Below are 14574 nucleotides of genomic sequence, written 5' to 3'. Positions count from 1 at the left end.
AAGGAAACGCAACCGTTAACCGGTTGCAAATTTGGTGCGGATGGCGGGACTTGAACCCGCACGCCCGAAGGCACTACCCCCTCAAGATAGCGTGTCTACCAATTCCACCACATCCGCGAAAGACACTTGCTTAGTTTGACTCTGGCACGTCACCTTGTGGTGCCGGAATTTCTTCAGTTACAGGCGCTGGAGCATCGATTACTTCGAACTCACTTTTCACTTCGCTGCCGCCTGAAGATAAGTTACCTAAAATCAAACTCAACACAAAAAAGATAATTGCAATGATGGCAGTCGTACGGGTAAGGAAGTTACCAGAACCACCTGAACCAAATACGGTGTTTGACCCGCCAGCACCGAATGATGCTCCCATATCGGCACCTTTACCCTGTTGAATCATGATAAACCCGATCAACACGATGGCAACGATAAGATACGCAATCAGTAAAAATTCGTACATAGTTAGCCTCTTTGCGCTTGTGCTGCGCGACAAATCTCTAGAAACGCTTGCGCTTCTAAGCTTGCGCCGCCAATCAAGCCGCCGTCTATATCTGCTTCGGCGAACAGTGTAGCGGCGTTATCCGCTTTCACACTACCACCGTACAGTAATGGTATTTGTTGGGCTGCCGCGCCAAAGCGCTGAACCAACCACTGTCGGATAAAAGCATGCACTTCTTGTGCTTGGGCTGGTGTTGCTGTTTTACCAGTACCAATCGCCCAAACCGGTTCGTAAGCGACGACCACTTGCGCGATTTGCGCTGCACTTACGTTTTGCAATGCTTCTTCGAGCTGCTGCTGGACCACTTCAATGGTACGCCCCGCGTCACGCTCTTGCTCATGCTCTCCAACACAAAGCACCAGCTTAAAAAGATGTTCTTGGTAGCTTAATACCGCGTCGACTTTCGCCTGCACGCGTTGTCCACTGTCACCATAAAACTGACGACGTTCTGAGTGGCCAATCAGGGCATAATCTGCACCGGCTTCATGCAATAACGCTAAGCTATGCTCACCAGTGTGTGCACCTGACGCATGTTCATTTAAGTCTTGTGCACCTAAATGAATAGCATCATAAAACACTTCCTGCTGCCACGCCGGTAATAAAACCGCCGGTGGGCAAACCACCACAGCCACCTCGGTTAGGTCGGCTTGTGATTCACGAAGCACTTTTGCAAGTTGCTGGACAAGCTGGCGATTGCCATTCATTTTCCAGTTTGCGATCACTAAAGGTGATGGTTGCATAACAGAGCCTCTCGGTTTGAAGTTGCTACCTCAAGAGCGGCGAGATATTACATAACCTGCCGCCAACTTACAAGTACTGAATTCAATAATTCGTAGAGACTGCTTATTAATTCGCCGCCGCGTCAACTTGGTCGGCGATTTGTTGCGCAAGGGCCTGAACTTGCTCGGAGTTTCGCCCTTCAACCATCACCCGAATCAAAGGTTCAGTACCTGATTTACGTAGCAACACGCGGCCGTCATCACCCAAGGTTTGCTCAACCTCCGCCACTGCTGCTTGAACCTGTGCGTTGTTGAGTGGATCTGAACCCGCTTTAAAACGCACATTCACCAGCGCTTGCGGGAACTTTTCAAAGTCGCCCAGCAACTCCGTCAATGATGCTTGTTCACGTAACATGGCAGTAAGAACTTGCAAACCGGCAATCATACCGTCACCGGTGCTATGGAACTGACGCGTAATAATGTGACCGGAATTTTCGCCGCCAATCAACCAATCACGCTTGGCTAGCTCTTCCATCACATAGCGATCGCCAACGTTGGCGCGCACAAATGGAATATGATGATCAGCAAAATATTTTTCGAGGGCGAAGTTGGACATCAGGGTGCCAACAATACCGCCTTGCAGCATGCCGTCTTGCTGCGCTGCACGCGCCAGAATGTAAATAATGTCGTCGCCGTCGACCACGCGTCCTTCGGCAGTCACCAACATCACGCGGTCACCGTCGCCATCAAGCGCGAAACCGAGGTCTGCTTGATGCTCAACGACAGCAGCTTGTAATGCTTTCAAATCCGTTGCACCACAACCTTGGTTGATATTAATACCATTTGGCGAGGTGCCAATTTCTATCACAGTACCGCCGAGCTCACGCAACACATCAGGGGCAATGTGGTAGGTTGCACCGTGAGCACAATCGACGACGATGGTTAAGCCGGCCAGAGACAACTCGGTCGGGAACACACTTTTACAAAACTCGATATAACGCCCTGGCGCGTCGTCGATACGACTCGCACGTCCCATTTGCTCTGACGGCACACAGACTAACGGCTCATCTAACAATGCTTCAATTTCACGTTCCACTGCATCGGGGAGTTTACTGCCTGAGTCAGAGAAGAACTTGATCCCGTTATCATGGTAAGGATTGTGCGATGCACTAATCACAATGCCCGCTGCAGCGCGAAAATTGCGGGTCAAATAAGCAATTGCTGGGGTAGGCATGGGGCCCAGGAACTCAACGCTTACACCAGCTGAAAGCAACCCAGCTTCGAGTGCAGATTCAAGCATATAGCCAGATAACCGGGTGTCTTTACCCATCAACACCCGTTGATTGCCTGAGCGCGATAACACTGTACCAGCTGCCCAACCAAGTTTTACTGCAAAATCTGGTGTGATCGGAAAATCACCGACCCGTCCACGCACACCATCGGTACCAAAATACTTTCGTTGACTCACGTCCAATCCCCCGCCAACGTTGCCGCAACAACGTTCATGGCATCTACTGTTTGCTTGACATCATGCACGCGTAAAATGCGAGCACCTTTCATCGCTGCAATGGTTGCAGCTGCAATACTTGCCGCCAACCGCTCTTCCACGGGACGACCTGTGACCTGGCCTAACATCGACTTCCGCGACATGCCAATCAAAAGCGGCTGCTCAAGGCGATGTAATTGTTCAAGACGCTGCAATAATTGATAATTATGCGTGACCGATTTGCCAAAACCAAAACCCGGATCAAGATAAATCCTTTCACGGGCAATTCCTGCTGAGGTACAAATAGCCATTCGTTCAGCAAGGAAATCGCTGACGTCCTCCACCACCTCGCTGTAATGCGGTTGATGTTGCATGGTGCGCGGTTCACCTTGCATGTGCATGAGGCAAATATCGGTCGAGTACTGGGCCAAAAGCGCCACTGCACCTTCGTCTTGCAACGCTTTAATATCATTAATCATACGAACGTTGAATGGCAAAACCTCCTGCATTACAGAAGTTTTGCATGTATCGACGGAAATTAAGACATCAACGCGCGTACTTAGTTTTTCGACCAAAGGTACCACCCGATCCAACTCCTCTTGCAGCGATACCGCTGCAGCACCAGGTCGGGTTGATTCGCCACCGATATCAACATAACGGGCACCATCGGCAACCATTTGCTCGGCTTGCCGTAATGCTTGATCGATGTGACGGAACCGGCCGCCATCAGAAAAGGAGTCTGGGGTTACGTTCAAGATCCCCATCACTTCAGGTACAACCACTGTTGTCATGCATTGCTCCGTAAAAAAAAGCCCCGGTCGGGGCTTTTTGATTTAGCTCGCTGGGGCATCCCCAGGTTTACCTGTGAGAGGTTTCTCGTCCGTACTCGCGGCGGCACCTCCTGAGGTATTGTCGTTTTGGTCCGGTTTGCGCCAATCACGTGGCTCACGTACATCACGACGATTCATCAGGTCATCAATTTGGTCGGCATCAATGGTTTCATACTTCATTAATGCATCTTTCATCGTGTGCAGAATATCTACGTTTTCTTCCAAGATACGCTGCGCACGATCGTAGTTACGATCAATAAACAGCTTCACTTCTTGGTCAATGGCACGGGCAGTTTCATCAGACATATGTTTATGCTGGGTCACTGAACGACCTAAGAATACTTCATTCTCATCTTCTGCGTACAACAAAGGTCCCATTTTCTCGGACAAGCCCCATTGCGTGACCATTTTACGAGCGATTTCAGTTGCACGCTCAATGTCGTTTGAGGCTCCAGTGGTGACTTTGTCATTACCGTAAATCAGTGCTTCGGCAATACGACCACCGAACAGGCTTGAAATCATGCTTTCCAAATGCTGTTTGGAGTGACTCACACGATCCTGCTCTGGAAGGTACATGGTGACACCTAAGGCGCGACCGCGTGGAATAATTGACACCTTATAAACAGGATCATGCTCTGGAACCAAGCGCCCAACAATCGCGTGCCCGGCTTCATGATAGGCCGTCATCGCTTTTTCATCATCGGTCATCACCATGGAGCGACGTTCTGCACCCATCATGATCTTGTCTTTGGCCTTATCGAACTCTTCCATGGCCACCACACGTTTGTTGCCACGGGCAGCAAACAACGCAGCTTCGTTAACTAAGTTCGCTAGGTCTGCGCCTGAAAAACCAGGGGTACCACGGGCGATCACTGATGCATCAACATCGTCACCTAATGGCACTTTACGCATATGTACTTTCAAAATTTGTTCACGGCCACGCACATCTGGCAAGCCGACCATGACTTGACGGTCAAAACGACCAGGGCGCAGTAACGCTGGGTCAAGCACGTCAGGACGGTTCGTTGCAGCAATGACGATAATACCTTCATTACCTTCAAAACCATCCATCTCAACCAACATTTGGTTCAAGGTTTGCTCACGCTCATCATGACCGCCACCTAAACCAGCACCACGCTGGCGACCTACGGCGTCGATTTCATCAATGAAAATGATGCAAGGCGCTGACTTCTTCGCTTGTTCAAACATGTCGCGCACACGCGATGCACCCACACCGACAAACATTTCGACGAAATCTGAACCCGAGATAGAGAAAAACGGTACTTTCGCCTCACCCGCAATCGCTTTGGCCAGCAAGGTTTTACCGGTACCAGGAGGACCTACCATCAATACGCCTTTTGGAATTTTACCGCCAAGACGCTGGAATTTCGTTGGGTCACGTAAGTAATCAACCAACTCGGTCACTTCTTCTTTGGCTTCATCACAACCGGCAACATCAGCAAAGGTAGTCTTGATTTGGTCTTCACCCATCAAGCGTGCTTTACTCTTGCCGAAGGTCATCGCACCGCGACCACCACCGCCTTGCATCTGACGCATGAAGAAAATCCATACCCCGATCAGTAACAACATCGGGAACCACGAAATAAAAATCGAGGTTAAAATGCTTGGCTTCTCCGGCAATTTACCTTGCACTTCAACTTTGTTTTCGAGCAAGTCATTCAGGAGATCAGGATCGCTCACTGGAATCACTGTGGTAAACGTATCCCCAGTGCGTGATTGTGCTGAAATTTGACGGCCGTCAATCTCGACTTTGCGCACGCCGCCGTTACGGACTTGTGACACAAATTGGTCATAAGAGACCGTCGAGCCAGAACCGGCCCCTGGGCTGAAACTATTGAACACTGTCATTAGCACAACAGCGATCACCAGCCATAAGATTAAATTTTTTGCCATATCGCTCAAAGCTGACTACCTCATTAACTTGCGTTGCTCGCGCAACAGCCTACTACAATTTATACCCTGTCGCTACCAGATAGACTTCACGTGAACGCGCACGTGAAGAATCAGGCTTGCGGGTACGTACCGTCGTAAACGCTGCTCGCACGTCTTTTAGAAACTCTTCAAAACCTTGACCATGGAAGACTTTGACCACAAAACTACCGTTGGGCTTCAAGACCTGGTGACACATATCTAAGGCCAGCTCCACCAAATACATCGCGCGCGGTTGGTCAACGTTATCATTGCCACTCATGTTGGGCGCCATATCAGACATAACTACATCTACGTTCTTGCCACCGATTCGGGTCAGTAACGCATCAAGCACGCCTTCATCGCGAAAATCGCCTTCCAAAAAGTCCACCCCAGCAATAGGGTCCATTGGCAGAATATCACAAGCGATAACCTGGCAATTGCCTTGTAAGGTGTCGACCACATACTGTGACCAACCGCCCGGTGCAGCGCCAAGGTCGACCACCGTCATACCTTGCCGTAACAGACGATCCTTTTGCTGGATTTCCTCAATTTTAAATACCGCACGAGAACGTAACCCTTTCTTCTGGGCCTTCTGTACGTAGTGATCACTAAAGTGTTCTTGCAGCCATCGTGTGCTGCTTGCAGAGCGTTTTTTACCCATTGCCTCAATACCAAACTGGCTTATCCTACCCAGATGGCGGTAGAATAGCGGAAATTCAAGTGTTAGTGGGATATTATTACATGGCTGAAGGGTTAACTTTAAGTAATAAACAGAAGCAGCATCTAAAAAGTTTGGCGCATTCGCTCAAACCAGTGGTGTTGCTTGGCGCGAATGGACTGACTGAAGGCGTGATGGCAGAGATCGAATTGGCTCTTAATCACCACGAACTGATCAAGGTCAAAGTGCCAGATGAAGACCGTGAATTGCGTGAACAGGTGTATGCGACCATTGTTGACTACACGCAAGCCTATCGTGTGCAAGTTGTCGGCAAAATTATTACGCTGTACAAACCTAGCCCTGAAGGCAAGATTCAACTACCACGCCGCTAATTTAGCGGCGTTTCTTTTTGTTTTCCGGCCTTCCCCAATACCATTGCCAATTTTCTTAGGGCAAAGTCAACATTCACATGGTCCGCGCGCGCAGCTAAATACACTTCAACCAGTAAAGCTTCATTCTCCGGTGTCTCCGGCACTTGGTACTGCGCCATAAACGGCCGCACTTCCGCTGCCGCAGTTAACACCTCGGTATGCTGCTTTTCACCTTGATAGGCGGCGTTCTCGCTCTCGCTAAGATACAACTGTGAAGGCCGCGGATAATCTAAATGCCGATCGGGTGCAAAAAACCAATCCAACGAAATACCACACCGTATGAGTCCTTGCACGAGATGATCATAGGTCACTGTGCCCCGCTTTCGCCAATTTCCATAGGTGGATGTGGGAATCCCCAACTTGCGCATCAATGCAGCGACCGATTGGTCGCCATAGTAGCGACGCAAGCGTGTGACGACCTCGTCCATGGTTAGCATTTCTACGTTGCTTTTCGACTGACGGTGTGTACTATTTAAATTATCGTCATTTGACATTATTTTACCTTAAATTGTGTCTTTTGACTTCACTTTTAATTCAATTGAACTCACAGTGGACTCATACACAGTTCACATAGAGCGACATTCAACCACAGCCGAGCAATAATGGATAGTGTAAAGATAAAAACTGAGTTGGCGTTGCGCGGATTTGATTTCTCAATGCTGGCAAAAGCCCTTGGGAAAAGCCCGTCCTTGATCTCCAAAGTTGCCGCCCGTAAGGCGCGGTCACGGGCCGTTGCAGAAGCTATCGCAAAAGCGCTAGGTCGCTCCGTAACAGAGGTTTTTCCGGATGTTGAGCAATATCAGACCCCGCTGCGTACACAAGGGGACCGGAAACAAAAAGAGCGCGAACTGGTCGCGCTCTTAAACAAGTAAAGTGGTAAATAAGGATGAGTGTTAGAGGTACTCGACACTCACCACTTCGTATTCAACTTCACCATTAGGTGTATTCACCTGTGCCACATCATCGATTTGCTTACCGATAAGTGCACGTGAGATCGGTGAATTGACTGAAATCATATGTTGTTTAATATCAGCTTCATCATCGCCAACAATCCGATAGGTCACTTCTTTGTCGGTCACAGTGTTGTACAAAGTGACCGTTGCACCAAAAATAACTTTACCGTTATTTGGCACTTTAGTGACATCGATAATTTGTGCGTTCGATAACTTCGCTTCAATTTCCTGAATCCGGCCTTCACAGAATCCCTGCTGCTCACGAGCTGCGTGATACTCGGCGTTTTCTTTTAAATCACCGTGTTCACGTGCGTCCGCGATCGCCTGAATAATGCGTGGACGATCTTCAGATTTTAACCGTTGCAATTCCTCCCGCAGCATCTCAGCGCCGCGGGTTGTCATTGGAATTTGACTCATGCTGATTGAACCCTTTTATGTAACGACTGCAGTGAGTTTACCCGCGCCCGATCATCTGCAGTATTTGCTTTCACTGTGGCAAAGGCTGCATTTAAGGTGGTGGTGTAAATCACTTTATTCAAGAGGGCCTCACGACGAATGTAGACAGAGTCTTCAATCGCTTGACGACCTTCAACTGTATTGATGATGTAACTGTACTCACCATTCTTGATGGCATCAACAATATTAGGTCGGCCTTCTTGTAACTTGTTCACAACTGAACAGGTTAAGCCTTCGTCGTTCAAGAGCTTGGCAGTACCACTGGTTGCTTCGAGTGAGAAGCCAAGCGCAATTAAACCGCGTGCGAGGTCAAACAGACGCTCTTTGTCGCTATCACGCACCGACAATAACGCTTTACCCGCTTTCGCTAAGGCTTCACCAGCACCCAAGTTGGCTTTGGCATAAGCTTCTTCAAAGCTCTCACCAACTCCCATGACTTCACCGGTAGAGCGCATTTCTGGGCCACGGATCGGGTCAACACCTTGGAATTTCGCAAACGGAATGACCACTTCTTTCACCGAGTAATACGGTGGGATCACTTCTTCCGTGTAACCTTGCTGCTGCAATGACTGGCCAACCATGACACGCGCGGCAATTTTCGCTAAAGGTACGCCTGTTGCTTTAGAGACGAAAGGAACAGTACGTGCCGCACGCGGGTTCACTTCGATCAAATAGACTTCGTTGTCCTTGACCGCAAACTGCGCGTTCATCAAGCCATGTACGTTCAGCTCAAACGCCAATTTACGCATTTGCTCACGTAACTGGTCTTGAATGCTCTCGCTCAGTGAATACGGCGGTAATGAACAGGCCGAGTCACCTGAGTGAACCCCAGCTTGCTCGATATGCTGCATGATGCCGCCAATCAAGATATCTTGACCATCACAAATCGCATCAACATCTACTTCAATGGCATTATCGAGGAAGCGATCCAACAGCACAGGTGCTGAGTTGGAAACTTTTACCGCGTCGGTCAGATAGCGATGCAAATCGCTCTCGTCGTAGACAATCTCCATCGCGCGACCACCCAAGACATAACTTGGGCGAACGACCAACGGGTAGCCAATACGCTCAGCTTCACGCAGCGCTTCGTCAACTTTCGTCACGGTGGCGTTTTCAGGTTGTTTTAAACCAAGACGTTGTACCGCGCTTTGGAAGCGCTCACGGTCTTCTGCGCGGTCGATGGCGTCTGGCGAGGTACCAATCACAGGTACACCGTTGGCTTCAAGTTCACGCGCAAGTTTCAATGGTGTTTGACCACCGTACTGCACGATCACGCCTTTTGGCTGTTCAACTCGCACAACTTCCAACACGTCCTCTAAGGTAATCGGTTCGAAGTACAAACGGTCGGACGTATCGTAGTCGGTGGAAACCGTTTCTGGGTTACAGTTCACCATAATGGTCTCGTAACCATCTTCACGTAGCGCGAGGGCTGCGTGAACACAGCAGTAGTCAAACTCAATACCTTGACCGATACGGTTCGGACCACCACCAATTACCATGATTTTATCGCGGTCAGATGGTGCAGCTTCACACTCTTCATCGTAGGTGGAGTACATGTAAGCAGTATCTGACGCAAACTCAGCAGCACAGGTATCGACACGCTTATACACTGGCACCACATTCAACTCATGACGGCGACGGCGAATTTCCGCTTCAGCCACATCAAGAATGTCGGCAATACGCGCATCGGCGAAACCTTTACGCTTGAGCAAGCGCAATACGCGCTCGTCCAAACCTGCCATTCCGAGCTTTTGGATTTCCGCTTCAAGCAAGACAATTTCTTCGATTTGGATCAAGTACCACTCATCGATATGCGTCAGCTCAAACACTTCACGTACGGTCATACCTAAACGGAACGCATCAGCGATATAGAAAATCCGCTCAGCACCTGGTTCTTTCAGCTCGCGTACCACTTTGCCACGCGCTTCAGGGTCTGCTGGGTCAACCATAGGATCAAAACCGGTTGCACCAATTTCCAATCCACGTAAGGCTTTTTGTAACGACTCTTGCTGGTTACGGCCAATCGCCATCACCTCACCGACAGACTTCATCTGCGTGGTCAAACGGTCGTTACAACCGGCAAATTTTTCAAAGTTAAAACGTGGGATCTTGGTAACAACGTAGTCAAGCGCAGGCTCAAATGATGCTGGTGTAACGCCACCAGTAATTTCGTTCTCGAGCTCATCTAAGGTGTAACCTACAGCCAATTTAGCTGCGACCTTAGCGATTGGGAAACCTGTTGCTTTCGATGCCAAAGCAGATGAACGCGACACCCGTGGGTTCATTTCGATGATGACCATACGGCCCGTGTCAGGGTCGATACCAAACTGCACGTTCGAACCACCGGTTTCAACACCAATCTCACGCAAGACCGCCATCGCAGCATCACGCATCAACTGGTATTCTTTGTCCGTTAAGGTTTGCGCCGGCGCCACAGTAATCGAGTCCCCCGTGTGGATCCCCATGGCATCAAAGTTTTCGATGGCACAGACGATAATGCAGTTGTCCGCTTTGTCGCGCACCACTTCCATTTCGTATTCTTTCCAGCCAATCAATGATTCATCAATCAACAGCTCTTTGGTTGGCGACAAATCAAGACCGCGGCGACAAATTTCTTCAAACTCTTCGCGGTTATAGGCGATACCACCACCACTGCCGCCCATAGTGAACGATGGACGGATGATACATGGGAAGCCTAGACGCTCTTGAATCTCGAACGCTTCATCAAGGCTATGCGCGACTTCTGCGTTTGGTGTTTGTAAACCAATCGCTTTCATCGCTTTGTCAAAACGATCACGGTCTTCCGCTTTATCGATAGCGTCAGCGTTGGCGCCAATCATTTCAACATTGAATTTCTCAAGTACCCCATGACGGTCAAGGTCAAGGGCACAGTTCAAGGCCGTTTGCCCACCCATGGTTGGCAATAAGGCATCGGGGCGTTCTACTTCAATAATCTTAGCTACGACTTCCCAGTGAATCGGCTCAATGTAGGTCACATCGGCCATTTCAGGGTCAGTCATGATGGTGGCTGGGTTTGAGTTCACCAAAATAACTTTGTAGCCTTCTTCGCGTAAGGCTTTACATGCTTGGGCACCAGAGTAATCAAACTCACAGGCTTGGCCAATCACAATTGGGCCAGCGCCAAGAATGAGGATGCTTTTTATGTCGGTACGTTTTGGCATAAGTCGGGTCGTCCTCCGTTGGCAACGCTTAAGCGCGCTGGCTCATTAATTCAATAAAGTGGTCAAATAAAGGTGCTGCATCTTGTGGGCCTGGGCTGGCTTCTGGATGTCCTTGGAAGCTAAAGGCCGGTACGTCGGTACGATGAATGCCTTGTAAGGTGCCATCGAACAATGACTTATGCGTCACTTTAAGGTTTTCCGGAAGGTTTTCCTCAATCACAGCGAAGCCATGGTTCTGGCTGGTGATCATCACGCGACCTGTCGCCAAATCTTGTACCGGATGGTTGGCACCGTGGTGACCAAACTTCATTTTGCCGGTTTTCGCACCACTGGCCAGCGCCAGTAACTGGTGGCCAAGGCAAATGCCGAAAATAGGAACCTGAGCGTCAATCAATTCGCGAATCGCGGTAATGGCGTAATCACAAGGTTCAGGGTCGCCTGGGCCGTTCGATAAGAACACCCCATCAGGATTCAGCGCCAGTACCTCTTGCGCGGAGGTTTGCGCAGGCACTAGTGTCACTTTACAACCACGGTCAGCCAACATCCGTAAGATGTTACGTTTACAGCCGTAGTCATACGCCACGACATGGAACTTCTCGTCTTGTAGCTCGCCAAAGCCTTGGCCTAGCTGCCAGCTGGTGGCGGTCCACTGTTGTGGCGTGCGAATGGTTACTTCTTTGGCAAGGTCCATGCCTTGCAAGCCAGGAAAGCCTTGAGCCAACTCTAGCGCTTTCTCAACGTCCAACTCGCCATCAACGTTGCCCGCCATGATACAACCGTTTTGAGCGCCTTTCTCACGCAGTAAACGGGTCAGCTTACGGGTGTCGATATCAGCAATACCGACCACGTTGCGTTGACGTAAGTAGTCACCTAACGACTGTTGCTGACGGAAGTTACTCGCTTTCAACGACATATCACGAATGACCAAACCTTTCGCCCAAACGCGGTTCGATTCTTCGTCTTCGTGGGTTGTGCCGTAATTACCAATGTGGGGATAAGTGAGAGTAACAATTTGTTCAGCATAGGAGGGATCGGTGAGAATTTCTTGGTAGCCAGTCATTGCGGTATTAAAAACAACTTCGCCGACTGCGGTACCTCCGGCACCAATGGCTGTGCCGTGAAAAACAGTTCCATCCGCAAGTACCAAAATAGCCTTACTTGCCGAATGGTTCGCTAGAATACTCAAGGTTAACCTCCATACATAAAAAAACGGGTCCATCAAATAGTTGACTCCCCGTTGATTACCTTGCACCAGCGTTTGGCTTACTTCTTTTTCTACTCAAACAAAGCAGGATAGTAAGCCGCAAAAAGTGCGCGTTTTCAGCTTACCAACTTTGCGTTGGCAAATTGGTCGTATTTTAATGAAATATGACACTCGCGTCTAGTTAAATTTCATCGCTTAGCTTGTGAAAAAGCTTCGATAATTCCAGCACGTCACGCATTTGATAGCGCCCTGCGGGTTGCTTCGCTAGCCAACGTGCAGCGCGAATGGCACCGCGCGCAAAAATCGCGCGGTCGGTCACCCGATGCGCTAATTCCACCCGCTCTCCAGCTTGCGCCAACATGACATTGTGCTCCCCTACCACGTCAGCAGCACGCATCACGGCATAGCCAATACTACCGGGTTGGCGTAAACCATCACCACGCACGACAGCATCTGTTTCTTGGAGTTGATAGCCCCGTCCCTGCGCAGCGGCTTCTGCAAGCAGACGGGCAGTACCTGAGGGGCCATCACGCTTGGCACTGTGATGGATGTCTAAAATTTCGATGTCAGCGTCAGCCATGACACCACTCGCTAGTTGTACCAACTGTTGGAGTAAGCACACGCCAATACTGGTATTCGCCGCATGCAACACGGGTACCTGTTGTGCTGTGGTCTGTAATAACTGCTCCTGCGCTGCAGAAAGTCCGGTGGTACAAACAACAATCGGACGCTGGATGCGCTTCGCCACCGCTAAATTGGTCATCAAGGCTTCGGGTAAGCTAAAGTCAATCAACACATCAACGCACTCAGAGGTAACCTCTGCGACGGTGCTGTAGAGTAAACCGGCTTGGGCGGGTTGACCAAGCACTGAGCTTTGCGCGCTGACAAGTGCGGCCGCACAGGTCTCACCTTGCGCCGAAAGTTCTGCAATAACAGCTTGTCCCATGCGCCCACTAGCGCCAATAACACCTATTTTCATGCGGATTCTTGTACCTCTTGTAGGGATTCGGGCTGCCGCCCTAAAACGGCCGCAACGGCCATATCTCCGGTAACATTGGTTGCCGTGCGCGCCATATCGATAATGCGATCGATTGCCGCAATAAAGGCAATGCCTTCGAGCGGTAAGCCTACCACATTTAACGTCACTGTCAGCATCACCATTGCAGTTCCAGGCACGCCAGCGGTACCCACCGAGGCGAGCGTCGCCGTCGCAATAATCAAGAGGTAATCAAACGTCTCGAGTGGAATGCCATAAAGCTGCGCAATAAAGATGGCAGCAATCGCCGGATAAATGCCACCACAGCCGTCCATATTGATGGTCGCCCCTAGCGGCAGCACAAAACTCGCGTACGGCTTACTCACACCAAGACGTTCAGTCACCGCTTGATGCGCGGCAGGAATCGTGCCAAAGCTACTACAGGTGGTAAAAGCAACCAGCTGTGCCGGGAACACGGCTTTGAAAAACTGCCACGGGGATAACCCTGCAAAACGCACTAAGGTGCCGTAGACGAAAACGATGTGGATTAAACAAGCTAAATAGATGGCACCGATAAAGGCTGCCAGCGGCGTTAACGTTGCCAGACCATAGTGCCCCACGACCCATGCCATTAAGCCCAACACCCCAAGAGGGGTCAGTTCGAGCACCATTTTCGTGATTCTAAACATCACTTGGGCGCCAGCTTTGATCACCTCGCCCAGCGGCGCTGCAGCAGCACCCACTTGACGAATGGCAACGCCCACAATTGCGGCGAAAACGACAATTTGGAGAATATTTCCAGAACTAAACGCAGCGAACGGATTGCTGGGAATAAAGTTCAGTAGCACTTCGGTCGCACTCGGTACCTGCTTCGGTTGGTAATCGCTTACCGCTGTCAACTGTTGCTCAGGCGACACCGACAATAACTGGCCAACCAACAAGCCGATAATACTGGCAATGACCGCTGTGGTAAGAAATAGCCCTATGGTTTTTAGACCAAGTTTGCCAAGGTTCGCATCATTACCCAGCTGCAAAATAGCATTGATGATGGCGCAAAAAATGAGTGGCACGACCAACATTTTCAGAAACAGAATAAATGCGTCACCCAGCGGCTTCAGCGCCACCGCGATCTCAGGTACCAGCCAGCCAAGCAGAACACCTAGCACAAATGCGCCCAGCACTCGCTGCCAAAACGGGATTGCAAACCAACGCGCGATCATAAAAGCCTCTTTGCCAAACAAAAACCAGCAT

14 protein-coding genes and 1 tRNA gene are annotated in these 14574 nt (G+C 49.9%); 2 read left to right on the top strand and 13 right to left on the bottom strand.

The window, feature by feature from the left end:
- Window positions 1-32: 32 nt before the first annotated feature.
- The 7 genes from G535_RS0109560 to rlmE form a co-directional block, all read right to left on the bottom strand.
- Window positions 33-117: transfer RNA gene (locus G535_RS0109560), tRNA-Leu, on the bottom strand.
- 13 nt (window positions 118-130) lie between these two features.
- Window positions 131-457: a preprotein translocase subunit SecG gene (gene secG / locus G535_RS0109555; RefSeq protein WP_026861859.1), complete on the bottom strand. Its 327-nt coding sequence runs from the start codon at window positions 455-457 to the stop codon at window positions 131-133.
- Window positions 458-459: 2 nt separating this feature from the next.
- Entirely contained in the window at window positions 460-1236 is a 777-nt protein-coding gene (gene tpiA, locus G535_RS0109550; RefSeq protein ID WP_026861858.1) for a triose-phosphate isomerase, read from the bottom strand.
- A 106-nt stretch (window positions 1237-1342) separates the two neighbouring features.
- Window positions 1343-2683 carry a phosphoglucosamine mutase gene (glmM, locus tag G535_RS0109545; RefSeq protein WP_026861857.1) on the bottom strand — a complete coding sequence of 447 codons (1341 nt, stop codon included), beginning with the start codon at window positions 2681-2683 and terminating at the stop codon, window positions 1343-1345.
- Window positions 2680-3492, bottom strand: a complete 813-nt coding sequence (gene folP, locus G535_RS0109540; RefSeq protein WP_026861856.1) for a dihydropteroate synthase — start codon at window positions 3490-3492, stop codon at window positions 2680-2682. Before folP ends, glmM begins: the two co-directional genes overlap by 4 nt.
- A gap of 42 nt (window positions 3493-3534) precedes the next feature.
- Window positions 3535-5454 (bottom strand): ATP-dependent zinc metalloprotease FtsH, encoded by a 1920-nt coding sequence (gene ftsH, locus G535_RS0109535; protein ID WP_026861855.1) that lies wholly within the window; start codon window positions 5452-5454, stop codon window positions 3535-3537.
- Between the two features lie 43 nt (window positions 5455-5497).
- The gene (rlmE, locus tag G535_RS0109530; RefSeq protein WP_026861854.1) at window positions 5498-6124 is read right to left on the bottom strand and encodes a 23S rRNA (uridine(2552)-2'-O)-methyltransferase RlmE; all 627 of its coding nucleotides are present in this window, start codon (window positions 6122-6124) and stop codon (window positions 5498-5500) included.
- Between the two features lie 80 nt (window positions 6125-6204).
- Here rlmE and yhbY point away from each other — a divergent pair, with 80 nt between their 5' ends.
- On the top strand, window positions 6205-6513 hold the full coding sequence (gene yhbY, locus G535_RS0109525) for a ribosome assembly RNA-binding protein YhbY (protein WP_034727992.1): 309 nt from the start codon (window positions 6205-6207) through the stop codon (window positions 6511-6513).
- Here yhbY and G535_RS0109520 read toward each other — a convergent pair.
- Window positions 6510-7046 (bottom strand): helix-turn-helix domain-containing protein, encoded by a 537-nt coding sequence (locus G535_RS0109520; RefSeq protein WP_026861852.1) that lies wholly within the window; start codon window positions 7044-7046, stop codon window positions 6510-6512. The genes yhbY and G535_RS0109520 overlap by 4 nt on opposite strands.
- A gap of 108 nt (window positions 7047-7154) precedes the next feature.
- On the opposite strand from G535_RS0109520, the gene G535_RS0109515 reads away from it, so the two are divergent.
- Window positions 7155-7424 carry a helix-turn-helix domain-containing protein gene (locus G535_RS0109515; protein WP_026861851.1) on the top strand — a complete coding sequence of 90 codons (270 nt, stop codon included), beginning with the start codon at window positions 7155-7157 and terminating at the stop codon, window positions 7422-7424.
- 21 nt (window positions 7425-7445) lie between these two features.
- Here G535_RS0109515 and greA read toward each other — a convergent pair whose 3' ends face one another.
- The 5 genes from greA to G535_RS0109490 all read right to left on the bottom strand — a co-directional run bounded on the left by greA (window position 7446) and on the right by G535_RS0109490 (window position 14543).
- On the bottom strand, window positions 7446-7922 hold the full coding sequence (gene greA / locus G535_RS0109510) for a transcription elongation factor GreA (protein WP_026861850.1): 477 nt from the start codon (window positions 7920-7922) through the stop codon (window positions 7446-7448).
- Window positions 7919-11143 (bottom strand): carbamoyl-phosphate synthase large subunit, encoded by a 3225-nt coding sequence (gene carB, locus G535_RS0109505; RefSeq protein WP_026861849.1) that lies wholly within the window; start codon window positions 11141-11143, stop codon window positions 7919-7921. The genes greA and carB overlap by 4 nt, the downstream gene beginning before the upstream one ends.
- A gap of 28 nt (window positions 11144-11171) precedes the next feature.
- Entirely contained in the window at window positions 11172-12362 is a 1191-nt protein-coding gene (gene carA / locus G535_RS0109500; RefSeq protein WP_084616837.1) for a glutamine-hydrolyzing carbamoyl-phosphate synthase small subunit, read from the bottom strand.
- A gap of 166 nt (window positions 12363-12528) precedes the next feature.
- Complete coding sequence (gene dapB / locus G535_RS0109495; RefSeq protein ID WP_026861847.1) at window positions 12529-13326, bottom strand: 4-hydroxy-tetrahydrodipicolinate reductase; 798 nt, start codon at window positions 13324-13326, stop codon at window positions 12529-12531.
- Complete coding sequence (locus G535_RS0109490) at window positions 13323-14543, bottom strand: dicarboxylate/amino acid:cation symporter (RefSeq protein ID WP_026861846.1); 1221 nt, start codon at window positions 14541-14543, stop codon at window positions 13323-13325. The genes dapB and G535_RS0109490 overlap by 4 nt, the downstream gene beginning before the upstream one ends.
- Window positions 14544-14574 lie beyond the last annotated feature (31 nt).

Source organism: Pseudidiomarina sediminum DSM 21906 (assembly GCF_000423165.1).
GTDB lineage: Bacteria > Pseudomonadota > Gammaproteobacteria > Enterobacterales > Alteromonadaceae > Pseudidiomarina > Pseudidiomarina sediminum.
Note: the sequence above shows the minus strand (reverse complement) of the source record. Positions and strands in the feature narration are given on the sequence as shown.